The sequence below is a fragment of the Alteromonas sp. 07-89-2 genome (genome assembly GCF_013113925.1).
GTDB classification, from domain to species: Bacteria; Pseudomonadota; Gammaproteobacteria; order Enterobacterales; family Alteromonadaceae; genus Alteromonas; species Alteromonas macleodii.
The window spans coordinates 49,766-64,433 of sequence record NZ_VTYM01000008.1; the positions used below are offsets into that span (position 1 = coordinate 49,766).

General features: G+C 45.3%; 15 protein-coding genes. 13 read left to right on the plus strand and 2 right to left on the minus strand.

What is annotated here, in order from left to right; translation table 11 throughout:
• Positions 1-94: 94 nt before the first annotated feature.
• The 6 genes from F0261_RS07330 to F0261_RS07355 all read left to right on the plus strand — a co-directional run bounded on the left by F0261_RS07330 (position 95) and on the right by F0261_RS07355 (position 6,751).
• Positions 95-535 (plus strand): TerB family tellurite resistance protein, encoded by a 441-nt coding sequence (locus F0261_RS07330; protein WP_014948851.1) that lies wholly within the window; start codon positions 95-97, stop codon positions 533-535.
• A 182-nt stretch (positions 536-717) separates the two neighbouring features.
• Positions 718-2,790, plus strand: coding sequence for a bifunctional diguanylate cyclase/phosphodiesterase (locus tag F0261_RS07335; protein WP_014978747.1), 2,073 nt, complete (start codon positions 718-720; stop codon positions 2,788-2,790).
• A gap of 298 nt (positions 2,791-3,088) precedes the next feature.
• Complete coding sequence (locus F0261_RS07340) at positions 3,089-3,370, plus strand: calcium-binding protein (protein ID WP_223866688.1); 282 nt, start codon at positions 3,089-3,091, stop codon at positions 3,368-3,370.
• A 60-nt stretch (positions 3,371-3,430) separates the two neighbouring features.
• Entirely contained in the window at positions 3,431-4,828 is a 1,398-nt protein-coding gene (locus tag F0261_RS07345; RefSeq protein ID WP_014978748.1) for a sensor histidine kinase KdpD, read from the plus strand.
• A gap of 1 nt (position 4,829) precedes the next feature.
• A complete protein-coding gene (locus F0261_RS07350; protein WP_014978749.1) occupies positions 4,830-5,414 on the plus strand; it encodes a hypothetical protein in 585 nt (194 codons plus the stop codon).
• The gene (locus F0261_RS07355) at positions 5,411-6,751 is read left to right on the plus strand and encodes a sigma 54-interacting transcriptional regulator (protein WP_014948857.1); all 1,341 of its coding nucleotides are present in this window, start codon (positions 5,411-5,413) and stop codon (positions 6,749-6,751) included. The genes F0261_RS07350 and F0261_RS07355 overlap by 4 nt, the downstream gene beginning before the upstream one ends.
• Before the next feature lie 86 nt (positions 6,752-6,837).
• Here the strand turns inward: F0261_RS07355 and F0261_RS07360 are convergent, their stop codons facing one another.
• Both F0261_RS07360 and F0261_RS07365 read right to left on the minus strand, forming a co-directional pair.
• The gene (locus F0261_RS07360; protein WP_014978750.1) at positions 6,838-7,323 is read right to left on the minus strand and encodes a GAF domain-containing protein; all 486 of its coding nucleotides are present in this window, start codon (positions 7,321-7,323) and stop codon (positions 6,838-6,840) included.
• Positions 7,324-7,447: 124 nt separating this feature from the next.
• Positions 7,448-8,299 (minus strand): DUF72 domain-containing protein, encoded by an 852-nt coding sequence (locus F0261_RS07365; RefSeq protein ID WP_171337587.1) that lies wholly within the window; start codon positions 8,297-8,299, stop codon positions 7,448-7,450.
• A 247-nt stretch (positions 8,300-8,546) separates the two neighbouring features.
• On the opposite strand from F0261_RS07365, the gene aspS reads away from it, so the two are divergent.
• The 7 genes from aspS (at position 8,547) to tolQ (ending at position 14,659) form a co-directional block, all read left to right on the plus strand.
• A complete protein-coding gene (aspS, locus tag F0261_RS07370) occupies positions 8,547-10,307 on the plus strand; it encodes an aspartate--tRNA ligase (RefSeq protein WP_171337588.1) in 1,761 nt (586 codons plus the stop codon).
• Positions 10,308-10,310: 3 nt separating this feature from the next.
• Positions 10,311-10,751: a dihydroneopterin triphosphate diphosphatase gene (gene nudB, locus F0261_RS07375; protein ID WP_171337589.1), complete on the plus strand. Its 441-nt coding sequence runs from the start codon at positions 10,311-10,313 to the stop codon at positions 10,749-10,751.
• Positions 10,751-11,269 (plus strand): crossover junction endodeoxyribonuclease RuvC, encoded by a 519-nt coding sequence (gene ruvC, locus F0261_RS07380; protein WP_014948862.1) that lies wholly within the window; start codon positions 10,751-10,753, stop codon positions 11,267-11,269. The genes nudB and ruvC overlap by 1 nt, the downstream gene beginning before the upstream one ends.
• A 36-nt stretch (positions 11,270-11,305) precedes the next feature.
• Positions 11,306-11,926 (plus strand): Holliday junction branch migration protein RuvA, encoded by a 621-nt coding sequence (gene ruvA / locus F0261_RS07385; RefSeq protein WP_014978754.1) that lies wholly within the window; start codon positions 11,306-11,308, stop codon positions 11,924-11,926.
• Positions 11,927-11,990: 64 nt separating this feature from the next.
• Entirely contained in the window at positions 11,991-12,995 is a 1,005-nt protein-coding gene (ruvB, locus tag F0261_RS07390) for a Holliday junction branch migration DNA helicase RuvB (RefSeq protein ID WP_156078106.1), read from the plus strand.
• Between the two features lie 586 nt (positions 12,996-13,581).
• Positions 13,582-13,980 (plus strand): tol-pal system-associated acyl-CoA thioesterase, encoded by a 399-nt coding sequence (gene ybgC / locus F0261_RS07395; protein WP_014948865.1) that lies wholly within the window; start codon positions 13,582-13,584, stop codon positions 13,978-13,980.
• Positions 13,970-14,659 (plus strand): protein TolQ, encoded by a 690-nt coding sequence (tolQ, locus tag F0261_RS07400; protein ID WP_171337590.1) that lies wholly within the window; start codon positions 13,970-13,972, stop codon positions 14,657-14,659. Before ybgC ends, tolQ begins: the two co-directional genes overlap by 11 nt.
• Positions 14,660-14,668: the final 9 nt, after the last annotated feature.

Here is a 14,668-nt window from a genome sequence, read left to right on the forward strand (position 1 = left end):
AATCGAATTTAGCTTTTACCGAGTAAAAGTTTTATCGATACTCAAATTTCATTAACCGCGGGCGTTTCTGCGGTGACACAAGAAGTAGGGCCCCATGCTGAAATCATTTCTTAAACTTTTCGAAGACACGCATAAGCGTACAGAGCCAACGTATACCGTTGAATTGGCGACTGCTGCATTACTTAGTGAAATTGTTAACGCTGATAATGAGGTAACGGATAGCGAGAGAAGTGAATACGAGAAACAGCTCAGAAAGCATGTAAACATAGATGAGGAAGCGATGTCGTTGTTGCTTGAAAGAGGGCAAGAGACGGCTGACGATTCAATTGACTTAGTGCGTTTTACTCAAGTACTAAATAAACACTGCAGCGCTGATGAGAAAAGAGATGTGATAAAGAGCCTCTGGGCTATTGCATACGCGGATGAATCTTTAGCGCCTCTTGAAGAGAGTACTATTCGTCAAATAGCTGATTTATTGTACGTTCCCCATAGCCAATACATTAAAACTAAACTTGAAGTAGTTGAAAGAACATAGCGTTCATCATCACTCAGTTAGTCTTTTTTGTATTAGCTAAAAAAAATGGATTCAAATTTAGCGACCTGTACCTTACTATTGTGAACAAATAATAATAAAAGCTTAGCGGTGACAGTGCTGTTTCAGAGCCTTTGGCATCACTTGCTTACAACAGCTTGCAGTACTGAAGTAAGGGTAGTTGAGTGTTTAGAACGTTGAAAATCCCAATTGGGCTTGTCATTGCATTGACGATGTCGGTGCTGGCGCTCTCTGTGGTAATTGTTAATAAATTAGAACACAACGCTTCTGTGGTGGATGTGGTTAAAGGCAATACAGCGACGTTAAGTAACGCTTTGTCGCTGCAGTTATCGGTTGTCATGGAGCGTAGTCCCGGTGATAACGCATTATTTTCCTCTCTTTTTCAACCGATAAAAGAACACGATAATCTTATTTCCGCCACGCTATATGACAACGACTATCAAGTCATTTCCACCATTCAACCTGATTCCTTAAGCCAGCTTTCCAATCAATCTGTTCCTCTTGATCCTGCAGAAATTCCATTTGGTGTTACGCAATACGACAATGTTATCACTGCCCATCAAATTGTAGGCAGTAGCCTATACCCACTTGGACATGTTGTTCTTTATGTGGACATTGAAGACACCATGGCGGCAAGTTCAGTTCGCCAGCTCATTAAGCAAGTGCCTATCGTTATCGCGATTTGGCTGCTTTGCACTGGCACTTGTGTCTTTATTTTATATCGTTTGATTTCTCCTATTGGGTCGCTGAGGCAGTTTACTCAAGAAGTATTTGAGTCAAAAGACTATGCGCTGCGCAGTTCACTTAATACATCTAATGAAATTGGACAGTTATCGAATAACATTAATAGTTTATTGGATACCATTGAAGTTGAGTTACTTATCAACTTTGAGCAAAAGCAAACATTGGTTGATCAACAAGAAACCATGTCTCGTCTGGCAAACTTCGATAGTTTAACCGGTCTTCCCAATCGACAGTTTGTTCTCGATAACTTAAGACTTGAGCTAGCCAGAGCCAAAAGAAATGATGAAGACTTACTGCTCCTGTTTTTTGATTTAGATGGGTTTAAGGGCATCAATGATTCTTTAGGACATGAAACCGGGGATCTCATTCTCATAGAGGTTGCTGACAGAGTTCAGTGTTTGCTGCGCGACGGCGATTTATTCGCGCGACTGGGAGGGGATGAGTTCTTAGTACTGCCCGATAGAGATGTGACTACTGACCAAGCGCAAAGCTTGGCAACGCGACTTATTACCGCATTTGATGAGCCTTTTGAACTGCGTGGCTTATCACTAACGGTAGGTTTAAGCGTTGGAATCGCTACGGCTTCTGATGCGGGCTACGACCTAAGCGAACTGATGAGCAATGCAGACCTTGCAATGTATCGCTCAAAAGCGCGAGGGCGGGGCAGCTACACACTGTTTACACCTGATATGGTTGAGTCGCATAAGCGTAAACTCCACTTAGCTAACGGTATTGAGCAAGGAATCAGCAACGATGAGTTTGTTGTTTATTACCAGGTTAAAGTTAATAACGAAGGGAACGTAATCGGCGTAGAAGCGCTTATTCGTTGGCAACATCCTGAATTTGGCTTGGTCATGCCGAACGAGTTTATCCCCATTGCTGAGCAGGGCGGTAAGATCACTGCAATTACCCGTTGGGTAATTAAACGCGTTTGTATTGATATGCCAGATTTAAAACAATGGGCCACGTCTCCGTTTAGAGCCTCAATCAATTTATCTGGACATGATTTGCGAAGCTCGCAGCTGTTTGACTACATCTACAATACTTTCAAGCTCTATGACATCAACCCAGAAAACATTGAATTTGAAGTGACAGAAAGTGCGTATCTAGAAAACTTTACTCTTTCAAACAAGTTCTTCAGACGCATCGGAAATATGGGGTGCGCCATAGCGCTAGATGATTTCGGAACGGGTTACTCCTCGTTAAGTTACCTGACGCAAATCAATATCGACACGCTAAAAGTTGACCGACAGTTTGTAATGGAAATTCAAACTTCAGAACGAAGCCGTCTTGTGACTGGGGCAATTATTGATTTGGCGAAAAGACTGTCACTCTCGGTATGTGCTGAGGGCATAGAAAACCTTGAACAGTGGAGTTACCTTAGAGAGCATGGATGTGACAATGTGCAAGGATTTATGTTTAGCAAGCCCATCCCCTTGTCGGAGCTCACTTGTTCTCCCTCCCATTACAGCGATAGTAGTTTCTCTGTATAGCAAGGTATCGATAAAACCACTTTGACATACAGTGTTTCAAAGTGGTGTTTCTTTTTTGCAACATTTAACCTGTATGCTGAGTGCTTAATAGTACATTTGTTTATGTATGTTACTGTTTTTAATATGCTTTTCCTTTTTGGTCTGAAAATAGCATAAGCAGTTTGAATGCAATTATGATAGTGGTTAATTGAAGACTAGTGGTAGTATCCATGAGCTTTAATGGCAGCATAACCTGATAACACAGGGCTGGTATCAAAGCGGATTGAGAAGGATTTTAAAAGCGTTTAGCGGAGGATTCATGATGAAACGTCTCGAAAAAGTTTTCTTAGCACTTTGTGCTGTTGCTGCAGTACAAGCCATTTCAGTAGCGGACGCGTACGCAAGTCCAGCGCGCTCGTTGATGCAGGAATTAGACACAGATAAAGACGGCCTGATATCACTTAAAGAAGCGGTTCGGCACACAGGTCTACTGCGTAATTTTGGGCTGATTGATGACAACGAAGACGGCAAACTTTCCGAAGCCGAATTGGCAAAAAGCAAGTTGACGCCAGGCAATGAAAAGCTCACAGCAAGTGAGTAGATAAAATAATATAGTTAAGAGGGTAAGGTTCTGATAAACAAGGTTTCGTTTGGTGAACGCTTGGTACAACTTGGTTCACTAAGGCAGTTGACGCTAGGTAGTTTTGTACTGGCCCTTATTCCTCTTATAGCCTTACTTTGGCAAAGTCAAAGCGACTTAGCCAAAGTGGGTCAAATGACAACACTTGAAACACGGTTTGTTGTCGATGTTGTTAGCGACATGCAAAGACTCGATAACGCGGTCGTTGACGTAGAGCGCAGCATTCGCCAATTTGCTGTGTTGAGAAATGATAGGGTGGCATCTCTTTCTGATAACGCCATCGATCAATTTGCCGTGGCCGCTGACAATCTATGTCAGGCTCTCTCTGTACCAACTACCTGCACACGACTTTCACAACAGCTAAATCAATTAGCTGAATATCGAGCGATTGAAGATCAGCTTTTACTTAATGCCTACCTTGCGTCAGTGGGCGATAGCGTAGACCAGCTTCGCGACGATGTAGAGGCCGCTATTACTGAACGTGTCAAAGTCCAGCAAGATGACTTAAATGCCATGCAAGCAAAACAAGCTTGGTCTACAGCTATGCTTGTAAGCGTTTCGTTATTGCTAATACTGATGGGGAGTCAGCTTATTGTGAACCCCGTTAACAACTTAAAAAAGATTATAAGGATCATGGCCCACAGCGACGGTCAGCTTCCACCCCTTTCAAGACAAGCGCCAAAAGAACTGATTGATGTAGAGAAAGACTTACATTGGCTTTATGATCGACTACAGCAGTTGGAGCATATTAGAACCGCCTTGCTGCGACACGCTGCTCACGAGCTCAAAACTCCGCTTGCCAGCATTAAAGAAGGCTGCAGCTTGTTGTCTGAAAACGTGGTGGGCGAGTTGAATAACAGTCAACGCGAAGTACTTTCGCTACTTACTGCTAGCACGCAAAGACTCAATACGCTGGTGGAAAAGTTGCTCGACTACAACCTGCTGTTGCAACAAGCTCAGCCGAAAATGGTACAAAGTGACGTTAGCAAGTTAGTTTCTGCTTGTTTAGAAGATTACGCGCTCGCCATTCAGGATAGAGAAGTGGAAGTAAAGATAACCGCGTCCGAGGTGCGTATAGACGAGGAGCTGTTTAGAAGAATACTTGATAACTTGGTGTCCAATGCAGTCGCGCATGGCGCAGTGGGAAGACCGATAAATATTAGCCTTTATAACGAAAACGATAATCTTGTACTGGATGTTGCCAATCGCGGTAAGCGTATTGCTCCAGAGTCAGTACATACTTTATTTGAACCTTTTATCCGAGGAACCGAGCCGAGAAACGACAATGTCATTGGGACGGGTTTAGGGTTATCAATTGTTGCCGATTGCGCTCGACTGATGCATGGTGATGTGCGTGTTGTAGATGTAGACTATGCCGATGTTTGCTTTAGAGTGACCATTGGGCAACAGGAAAAATAAAATGAGAATAAGTGGTTTAATTGTCGCCTTACTGGTGCTGACAGGATGTCAGAGTTTAACCAGGAACAACGACAACGCAGGTGAGCCAGAAAAGGTGACGCCTGTAGCTAAAATAGAACGTGGCCTTTGTTTATTTGTTGAGCCTCCACAGGGGTTCGAGCACAATTGCGATGCAACGTATTGGCTTAACGCGTGGATTGACGCGGCTAACCAACCTTGGTTAGAGCGTAAGCAAGTATTAAAAGCGTTAGGTGATACAGCATCTGACACACTTCACGCCTACGTTTTAACACTACCAACAGATACACCTTATCAAGACAGGTTGCGCGCGCAGCTTGCCTTAAATGATATTGCTGGAACATTTACACCCACTGCGCAAGAAGTGGTGACTGTTATTGCTGCGTCGCACAACAATCAGATTATGCAGCTTGAATCTGCCATGGTGGTGTTGGAGCAAGAAAATACTTCTCGTGGCGAGAAAGTAAAAGCACTTGAAATTGAAGCAGTTAACCTGCGCAAAAAACTAGAAGAATTGTTGCAGATTGAAGCAACACTGATGGATAAAAACAGGAGTACACAACAGTGAGCGAAAAGGCGAGTAGTAACCCTAACTTATTGTTGGTAGATGACGATAAGAGCTTATTGCGCTTATTAACCATTCGTCTGGAAGGCGAAGGTTATGAGGTGACCGCAGTGGAAGACGGTCAATCAGCGTTAAGAAAGCTTCAAAACGACAACTACGATGTAGTATTGAGTGACTTGCGTATGCCGGGCTTAGATGGCCTGAGTTTGTTTGAAGAAATTATGGGAATTAGAAAAGATATTCCTGTAATTCTGATGACGGCTCACGGCACCATCGCTGATGCGGTAGCAGCCACTCAGCGAGGTGTATTTGGGTTTTTACCTAAACCTGTCGATCACGACGAATTACGCGCGCTGCTGCAAAAAGCACTTAGCCAGTCTCAAGCTGCACAGCCTGGGGATTGGGCAAAGGACATCATCACCCGTTCTCCAGAAATGCTAAATGTACTAGACCAGGCGTTCCGCATAGCTCAGCGTGAAGTATCAGTGCTTATTAGCGGTGCGAGCGGTACAGGTAAAGAGCTGCTTGCTAATGCCATTCATAAAGCCAGTAACCGCAGCGACAAACCATTTGTAGCTATTAACTGTGGAGCATTGCCTGAAAACTTGCTTGAGTCGGAGCTATTTGGTCATGCCAAAGGTGCGTTTACCGGTGCTGTAGCTGCTCATCCGGGTCTGTTTAGAGAAGCCGACGGCGGTACCTTGTTCTTGGATGAGATTGGCGATATGCCGATGACGCTGCAGGTAAAACTGCTGCGTGCATTACAAGAGCGTCAAATTCGTCCAGTAGGTAGTAGCAAGCACGTAGATATCGATGTGCGTATCATTTCTGCAACGCACAAAGACTTGCACAAAGAAATGGAAGAAGGCACCTTCCGCGAAGATTTATATTACCGCCTAAACGTGGTGAACCTAAAACTTCCGTCGCTGAAATCGCGAAGTGAAGATATTCCACTTCTGGCTCGCTCGCTGCTTCAACAAAGCGCACAGCGTCATGGCGTGAATGTAAGCCAATTTTCTGATGACGCGATGCAGCAGCTGGTAACCTCATCTTGGCCAGGTAACGTACGTCAGCTTGTGAATGTGGTCGAGCAGTGTGTTGCGTTAACGCAAACGCCTGTTATTCCGCTTCACTTAGTAGAGCAGGCTTTGTCTGCCACTAAACAAAGCTGGCCAACGCTTACAGAAGCGCGCGATGCCTTTGAACAGCAATACTTGCACAAGCTTCTTAAAATGACCGACGGCAACGTAACGCGCGCGGCAGAGCTTGCTGGTAGAAATAGAACTGATATGCACAAGCTTATGAAAAAGCACGAGCTAGACGCAGCTGATTTCAGATAGACGTAGTCGAGCTTAGAGAGTTATTAAACGCATCACTTGTTAGTGATGCGTTTTTGTTTTGCGATACGAAAAGCGCAGGGCTGGGGTTATGCTGGAAAGTGTTCTGAAAAAATAATGGCTTCAACTGTGCGGGCGTGGCTTTTTAAGCTTTCTATCTCAACGTCTAAAAAGTCACGCGGTTCATCAAACAGTAGGCATAACGTGCCCAATTCATAGCCATCTTTGTTGCGTAAGATAGCACCAGCGTAAGCTTTTATGAAAGGGTTGCCAGTGACCAGCGGGTTATTAGCAAATAGCTTATCGGCTTTAGCGTCGGGAACAATTAAGTATTCTTCTTCGGCTATCGCGTAGGTGCAAAACGAGATATTACGCGGTGTTTCGGTAGCATCCATACACTGGCGAGACTTAAACCATTGACGATCTTCTGCAACAAGGCTTACTAAGCAGGTTTTAGCATTAAACTCTTCTTGTACAGCTTTGGTGAGCTCGTCAAGTTGTTCGCTTGGGGAAGTATCTAAAATATCTAACGATTCAAGCGCAGCAATACGCGCTTTCTCATATTCATGGTTCATTGAGGTTATTTCACAGTTAATAATGGTGTAGTACCAAAATAGATAAGAACAATAGTTTACCGCTGAATTAGAAAAACGCTATCTATTAAAAAATATTCATAGGCTCAATGTCAGTTGCTCGTCATCAAAACAGAGAATTCTGCGCTGGCTGAGTTTTAATAGACAGGTTATTTAGCACGAGTGATGGAGTAGTGTTGTTATACAAATCGATAAACTGCTGCGCTAGCCAGGGAGCATCTTTGTTGTCTGGGCGGTGACAAAAAAAGTACACGTTTTTTCCTTCACTTTGCCAAATTTTCACTTTTTTCACCCAAGGCAATAAACAGCGTTGGTTGTCATCATCAACATCATTGCCTACAAAGCGCACAATGGGAGTATGTCCTGTAGCGATAACGTTTACCGGTACACGGGGCTTTTTCTCTCGCACTTCCTCGAGCATCGCACGTCTATTGCTTCCCCCTGCGTCTAAAGAGCCAGTAAACAGCGCTCGGGTGTCCATAATGATCCTATTTGCACCGTGGCGGATCAAAAGTTGGTTAAGCGCCTTTTCCTCGTCACCCTTTGCAAAAAACGCCAAATGGCGAACTTCAACCGCTACGTTTAATTCTTGAGGTAACGCTGCTAAAAAGGTATCCAAAATGGATAGCTTTTGTGGCCCGAAAGAAGCGGGCAGTTGCAGCATCATGACGCCTAGCTTTTCTTTTAGCGGGCTTAACAAAGCAAGCTGCTGGGCAACCTCTTCATCACAATGCTGTAATTGATGTACATGAGTAATGTTCTGGTGAAACTTGAAAGTAAATCTAAAGTGATCGGGTGTTGAATTGCACCATCTTGCTACAGCGTCTTGGTGGGGAAGAGAGTAAAATGTGGTATTCCCTTCAACCGTATTACACTCCTTAGCATACAGCGACAATCCATTATCAGACTTGGGATAATTAGCAAACCAAGTGCTTGGCCAATGGCTGTGTTGCCACATTGGTAATCCAATATAGAGATTTCCTTGTGATATGGCTGATTTGTGCATATTTGTCATTGGGCTTTATCAAGCATTTGTTTATACTATGCGGCCTTTAAATCATTACATTATGCATGTTGTGGGCGGGCCAGCTAATTGGCCAGCAAGTTTACGCGATTTTTGGCAAAGTCTTAAGCCCAAAAGTAAGCGGTTTTGAACGCCAATTAACTGCATGCGAAGCAAGAAAAAACATCAGGGGTCAAGGACCATGCGCACAGATTACTGTGGGAATATCGATTCATCATACATTGGACAAGAAGTTACCCTTTGCGGGTGGGTTAATAAGCGTCGCGATTTAGGCGGTGTAATTTTCATCGACTTACGCGACCGCGAAGGTATCGTACAAGTGGTGTTCGACCCAGATTTACCAGACGTGCTATCGGTAGCTAACACGTTGCGTAGCGAATTCTGTGTAAAGCTAACGGGTAAAGTGCGTGCGCGCCCTGAAGGTCAAGTAAATAAAGACATGCGCACAGGTGAGATTGAGATCCTAGGCACAGGCCTTGAAGTGATCAACAAGTCTGACGTGCTTCCACTGGACTGGAACCAAGAAAACTCAGAAGAACAGCGCCTTCGCTATCGTTATCTAGACCTTCGCCGTCCTGTAATGAGCCAGCGTTTACAGTTCCGTGCAAAAGTAACCGGTGCTGTACGTCGTTTCCTAGAAGAAGAAGGTTTCCTTGATATTGAAACGCCTATTCTTACAAAAGCAACGCCAGAAGGTGCACGTGACTACTTAGTGCCAAGCCGCACCCACAAAGGTGAGTTCTTTGCACTTCCGCAGTCGCCACAGCTTTTCAAACAGCTTCTGATGATGTCGGGCATGGACCGTTACTATCAAATTGTTAAGTGCTTCCGCGACGAAGACTTACGCGCCGACCGTCAGCCAGAATTTACCCAAATCGATATTGAGACCACGTTCTTAGATGCCGATGGCGTAATGTCTATTACCGAGCGCATGATCCGCGACTTGTTCAACAAAATGCTAAACGTTGACCTTGGCGACTTCCCGCGCATGACGTACAAAGAAGCCATGACGCGCTTTGGTAGCGATAAGCCAGACCTGCGTAACCCGTTAGAGTTAACAGACGTTGCCGACTTGCTTGCTAACGTTGACTTTAAAGTATTCAGCGGCCCGGCAAACGACCCTAAAGGTCGCGTTGCGGCAATTCGCGTACCAGGCGGTGCTTCACTTTCGCGCAAGCAAATTGACGAATACACCAAATTTGTAGGTATTTACGGCGCGAAAGGCCTTGCTTGGATCAAAGTTAACGATGCTGGTGCAGGTCTTGAAGGTCTACAGTCGCCAATCCTTAAATTCCTAACGGAAGACATCACTAACGCCATGCTAGAGCGCACTGGCGCACAAAGCGGCGATATTTTATTGTTCGGTGCAGACAACTACACTGTGGTTACCGAAGCGATGGGCGCACTTCGTCTTAAGCTTGGTGAAGACTTTGAGCTTCTTGAAGGCGAGTGGAAACCACTTTGGGTTGTTGACTTCCCAATGTTCGAAGAGTTTGACGGTCAGCTTCACGCTATTCACCACCCGTTTACCGCGCCACGTGGTTTAACGCCAGAAGAACTTAAAGCTAACCCAGCTGAAGCCTTATCTGACGCTTACGATATGGTATTAAACGGTGTTGAATTAGGCGGTGGTTCTGTACGTATTCACAATGAAGACATGCAGTCTACGGTATTCAGCATTCTTGGCATTGACGATGAAGAAGCGAAGAACAAGTTTGGCTTCTTGCTTGACGCGCTGCGCTTTGGTGCGCCGCCGCATGCAGGTCTTGCGTTTGGTCTAGACCGTCTTGTAATGCTTATGACTGGCGCGACGTCTATCCGTGATGTGATGGCGTTCCCTAAAACGACCACAGCGGCATGTCCGTTAACATCGGCGCCTAGCCCTGCAAACCCACAGCAGCTTGAAGAGCTAGCTATTGCAACGGTGAAAAAGCAATCGTAATTTATGGCGTATAAGAAGCCTGAATCTGCACTGGTAGTGTTGTATGACCAACACTACCGAGTGCTGCTTTTGCAACGACAAGACGACCCTACCTTTTGGCAGTCGGTAACCGGCGCGTTAGAAGAGGGGGAGTTACCCTTAGAAACGGCATATCGTGAAGTGTGTGAAGAAATTGGCATCGATGCCAAAGCGCACGGCTTTGTGGTTAACGACCACGATAAGCAAAACCAATATGAAATTCGTAGCCGCTGGCTACATCGCTATCCTCCTGGTACTGTGCACAACACAGAACACGTATTTTCCCTTCAAATAAACAGCGATTTACCCATTGTCTTAACAGAGCACTTGCAATACGAATGGGTGTCGAAAGACGAAGCACTGGTGCGTTTATGGTCTCCCTCTAATAAAGAAGCGGTATCTTTGTTTGTACCGAGTGTGCCTTAATGGTTATACTGGGTATAGATCCAGGTTCTCGGATCACAGGCTACGGTTTAATTGCACGCAAGCAAGGTAAACTGGTGTATGTAGCAAGCGGATGCATTCGCGTTGGTACGGCAGATTTGCCTTCTCGTCTTGCTAATATCTTTACCGGGGTGGGCGATATTATTCGTCAATATAAACCCGACCAGTTTGCTATTGAGCAAGTATTTATGGCGAAAAACCCTGATTCAGCGCTGAAGCTTGGTCAGGCCAGAGGTGCCGCCATTGTGGCAGCCACCCAAGCGCAACTTCCTGTTGCTGAATACAGCGCAAGGCAAATTAAGCAGTCGGTAGTTGGAAAAGGTGGCGCAGATAAAACGCAAGTTCAGCACATGGTAAAACACCTGCTGAATTTAAGCGGCACGCCACAGGCCGATGCTGCCGATGCATTAGCCGTTGCCTTGTGTCATGCACACACCGAACAGAGCCTGATAAACATGGCAGGGCAAGCCCGAAAAACCGTTCGTGGTCGTTTGCGCTAATACTGCTCGAAGCTCACGCTTTTACAGAGATAATTCATGATTGGACGAATTCGCGGTACGTTGGCTGAGAAACAGCCTCCAGAAATTCTTGTAGATGTAGCCGGTGTTGGCTACGAAATTCACATGCCTATGACCAGTTTCTACCAGCTTCCCGCGGTGGGTGAAGAAGTGGTGGTGTACACACACTTTGTGGTTCGTGAAGACGCCCAATTGCTGTTTGGTTTTGCTGATAAAATGGAAAGAGGGCTTTTTAGAGAATTGATCAAAGCCAATGGTGTAGGTCCAAAGTTAGGCCTTGCTATTTTATCTGGTATGTCGGCAAGCCAGTTCTTGGCAAGCGTACAAAACGAAGATGTTTCTGCGCTCGTCAGCTTACCGGGTATAGGTAAGAAAACCGCAGAACGCTTAGTGGTAGAACTTAAAGACAGATTGGCTAAGTTTGGCAAAGCGCAGAGTATTGCTGTACCACCCCCAAGTGGCGACTTGTTATCCACCAATACTATTGTTGAAGTGAACGATGCTCGGGAAGAAGCGCAAAGTGCGCTTATTGCACTAGGCTATAAACCTGCTCAAGCGAGCAAACTAGTCGACAGCGTATATAAAGAGGGCATGGAGAGCGAAGCCCTTATTCGCGAATCATTAAAAGCGGCCATATAATGGCGCCCAACGAAGACAGCGGCTGTTAGTCTGTCTTCACGTTACCGTTTAAAGTAGAACTATCATGATTGAAGCCGACAGACTGATTACGCCTGAAGCAAGCACCGAAGACGAGGTCATCGACCGCGCCATTCGCCCTAAAATGCTGGAAGACTATACGGGGCAGCCTCACGTATGTGAGCAAATGGAAATTTTTATTCAAGCTGCGCGTAATCGCGACGATGCGCTAGACCATCTACTTATTTTCGGTCCGCCAGGACTGGGTAAAACCACGCTTGCAAATATTGTGGCAAATGAAATGGGCGTGAACATTAAAACCACGTCAGGCCCTGTGCTTGAGAAAGCTGGGGATTTGGCCGCACTACTTACCAACCTTGAGCGCAACGATGTATTGTTCATAGACGAAATACATCGCTTGAGCCCAGTGGTAGAGGAAATTCTTTATCCTGCCATGGAAGACTACCAGCTTGATATTATGATAGGCGAGGGGCCTGCCGCCCGTTCAATTAAGCTAGACCTTCCTCCTTTTACGCTGGTAGGTGCTACCACCCGCGCAGGCTCGCTAACGTCGCCGTTACGCGACCGTTTCGGTATTGTGCAGCGCCTTGAGTTTTACAACGTAAAAGACCTCACCAGTATTGTGGCAAGAAGCGCCAGCTACCTTAATTTAGACATGAACGAGGAAGGCGCGCAAGAAGTGGCTCGTCGCTCGCGTGGCACGCCGCGTATTGCCAATCGTTTATTACGCCGTGTTCGAGACTACGCAGAAATTAAAGCAGACGGCACGGTGGGGGCCGATACGGCAGCGAAGGCACTGGATATGCTTGACGTTGATAAAGAAGGTTTCGATTACATGGATCGTAAATTGCTTACTGCTATTATCGAAAAGTTTGATGGTGGGCCAGTAGGCTTAGACAATTTGGCAGCAGCCATTGGTGAAGAAAAAGAAACCATAGAAGACGTGATTGAACCCTTCCTTATTCAGCAGGGCTTTTTACAGCGCACGCCTCGAGGCCGTATTGTGTCGCAGCGCGCTTATCTTCATTTTGGTTTCGCTCCGTCTGAATAATTTACCGTCCCTTTGTAAGAAGGTTTAGATTCGTTTTAAAGGCCTAGCAGAATTGCTGGGCTTTTTTTGGCAACACAGAAAATACAGAAGCCGTTTCAAACGCTACAAGTAAATGCTCGTATGGGGGAAGCTGTAAGTTCAGAGCATTAAGATTGGATGGCGAATTATTGCATAGCGCACCTTAAGCATGGGCCGCCAATATTTTGTTTTGTATCGATGCTAAATTACAGGCAAAAAAAAGCCCGCTCATTGAGCGGGCTAAAACAACAAGTGTTGAAGGAAATAAATCCAGGGAACTCATGTCTAACAGGAGAATAACTCTTGCATGACCGTGCTAAGCACCATCACGCTCTGTACGACTGATGCTGTGCATTATAGGGAGCACAGAAAAAAGCACAATTGAGTAAAATTGTTGTTTTGAATTAGAAAAACTAATGTGTTAACTGGGTGTTTAATATTGGTTTACTTTTGATTAAATGTTAGCTTTGGTGGGGCTTGTGGAGTATTTTTGTTCTGCATTTTGTCGCGCTAATTAGTTATTTTAACTTCGATTTGGATTATTAAATTTTTGGGTGAAGGAATAGTTATGCATTTACATCAGGTAAGAGTGTATTACGAAGATACCGATGCAGGCGGTATCGTCTATTATGCGAATTACCTAAAGTTTATGGAGCGAGCCCGTACAGAGTGGCTTCGCGAGCTAGGTTTTGAACAAGACACGCTGATGGAACAATCCATCGCTTTCGTCGTCAAACACGTTGAAATGCATAACTATGCGCCTGCACGGTTCAATCAACTGTTGAGTATTGAAACTCGCGTTGTAGAATTGAAAGGCGCTAGTATGACGTTTCAACAAATTATTAAAAATGAACAAGGCGTTACATTGGTATCGGGAGATATCAAGGTTGCCTGCGTCGATTTGGCCGTTATGAAGCCAAAAAGATTACCACGTACTTTGTTAGGGGAAATTTCGCGTGTCATCTGATCTCACTTTTATTGGCTTGTTTTTACAAGCGAGTTTTATTGTTCAACTAGTTATGCTTTTGTTACTAAGCGTGTCGATAGCGTCGTGGACGTTTATCTTCCAACGCAGTAAAGCGTTGTCGGCGGCACGCAACGAAATGCGTCAGTTTGAAGATAAGTTCTGGTCAGGCGCTGACCTGAATCGTCTTTATCAAGAGCTTTCCGCCAGAACTAACCTAACAGGCATGGGCAGCATCTTTTGCTCAGGCTTTAAAGAGTTTGTTCGCCTGCGCAAATCTAACACCCCCACCAACGGCATAGTTGACGGTACATACCGTGCCATGCGCGTTTCTATGTCTCGCCAAGTCGAAGAATTAGAAAGTCGTCTACCCTTTTTAGCCACGGCGGGCTCAATTAGTCCTTACATCGGTCTATTTGGAACTGTGTGGGGGATCATGAATGCCTTCATCGCATTAGGTGAAGTGCAGCAAGCTACCCTTGCTATGGTAGCGCCGGGTATTGCAGAAGCACTTATTGCAACTGCTATCGGCCTGTTTGCTGCTATCCCTGCGGTTATTGCCTACAACCGTTTCAGCCATCAGGTTGAGAAGCTTGAAAATAGCTACGGCAACTTCATGGAAGAGTTCTCTGCAATCCTTCATCGCCAAGCCGTTGCTGCGCAAGCACAACAACAAGCCTAAGCGTTTACA

Excerpts from the sequence above, each read along its gene's own strand:
- F0261_RS07330 (WP_014948851.1), top strand. The coding sequence starts at position 95 with ATGCTGAAATCATTTCTTAAACTTTTCGAAGACACGCATAAGCGTACA.
- F0261_RS07340 (WP_223866688.1), top strand. The coding sequence starts at position 3,089 with ATGATGAAACGTCTCGAAAAAGTTTTCTTAGCACTTTGTGCTGTTGCT.
- F0261_RS07350 (WP_014978749.1), top strand. The coding sequence starts at position 4,830 with ATGAGAATAAGTGGTTTAATTGTCGCCTTACTGGTGCTGACAGGATGT.
- F0261_RS07360 (WP_014978750.1), bottom strand. The coding sequence starts at position 7,323 with ATGAACCATGAATATGAGAAAGCGCGTATTGCTGCGCTTGAATCGTTA.
- F0261_RS07365 (WP_171337587.1), bottom strand. The coding sequence starts at position 8,299 with ATGTGGCAACACAGCCATTGGCCAAGCACTTGGTTTGCTAATTATCCC.
- aspS (WP_171337588.1), top strand. The coding sequence starts at position 8,547 with ATGCGCACAGATTACTGTGGGAATATCGATTCATCATACATTGGACAA.
- nudB (WP_171337589.1), top strand. The coding sequence starts at position 10,311 with ATGGCGTATAAGAAGCCTGAATCTGCACTGGTAGTGTTGTATGACCAA.
- ruvC (WP_014948862.1), top strand. The coding sequence starts at position 10,751 with ATGGTTATACTGGGTATAGATCCAGGTTCTCGGATCACAGGCTACGGT.
- ruvA (WP_014978754.1), top strand. The coding sequence starts at position 11,306 with ATGATTGGACGAATTCGCGGTACGTTGGCTGAGAAACAGCCTCCAGAA.
- ruvB (WP_156078106.1), top strand. The coding sequence starts at position 11,991 with ATGATTGAAGCCGACAGACTGATTACGCCTGAAGCAAGCACCGAAGAC.
- ybgC (WP_014948865.1), top strand. The coding sequence starts at position 13,582 with ATGCATTTACATCAGGTAAGAGTGTATTACGAAGATACCGATGCAGGC.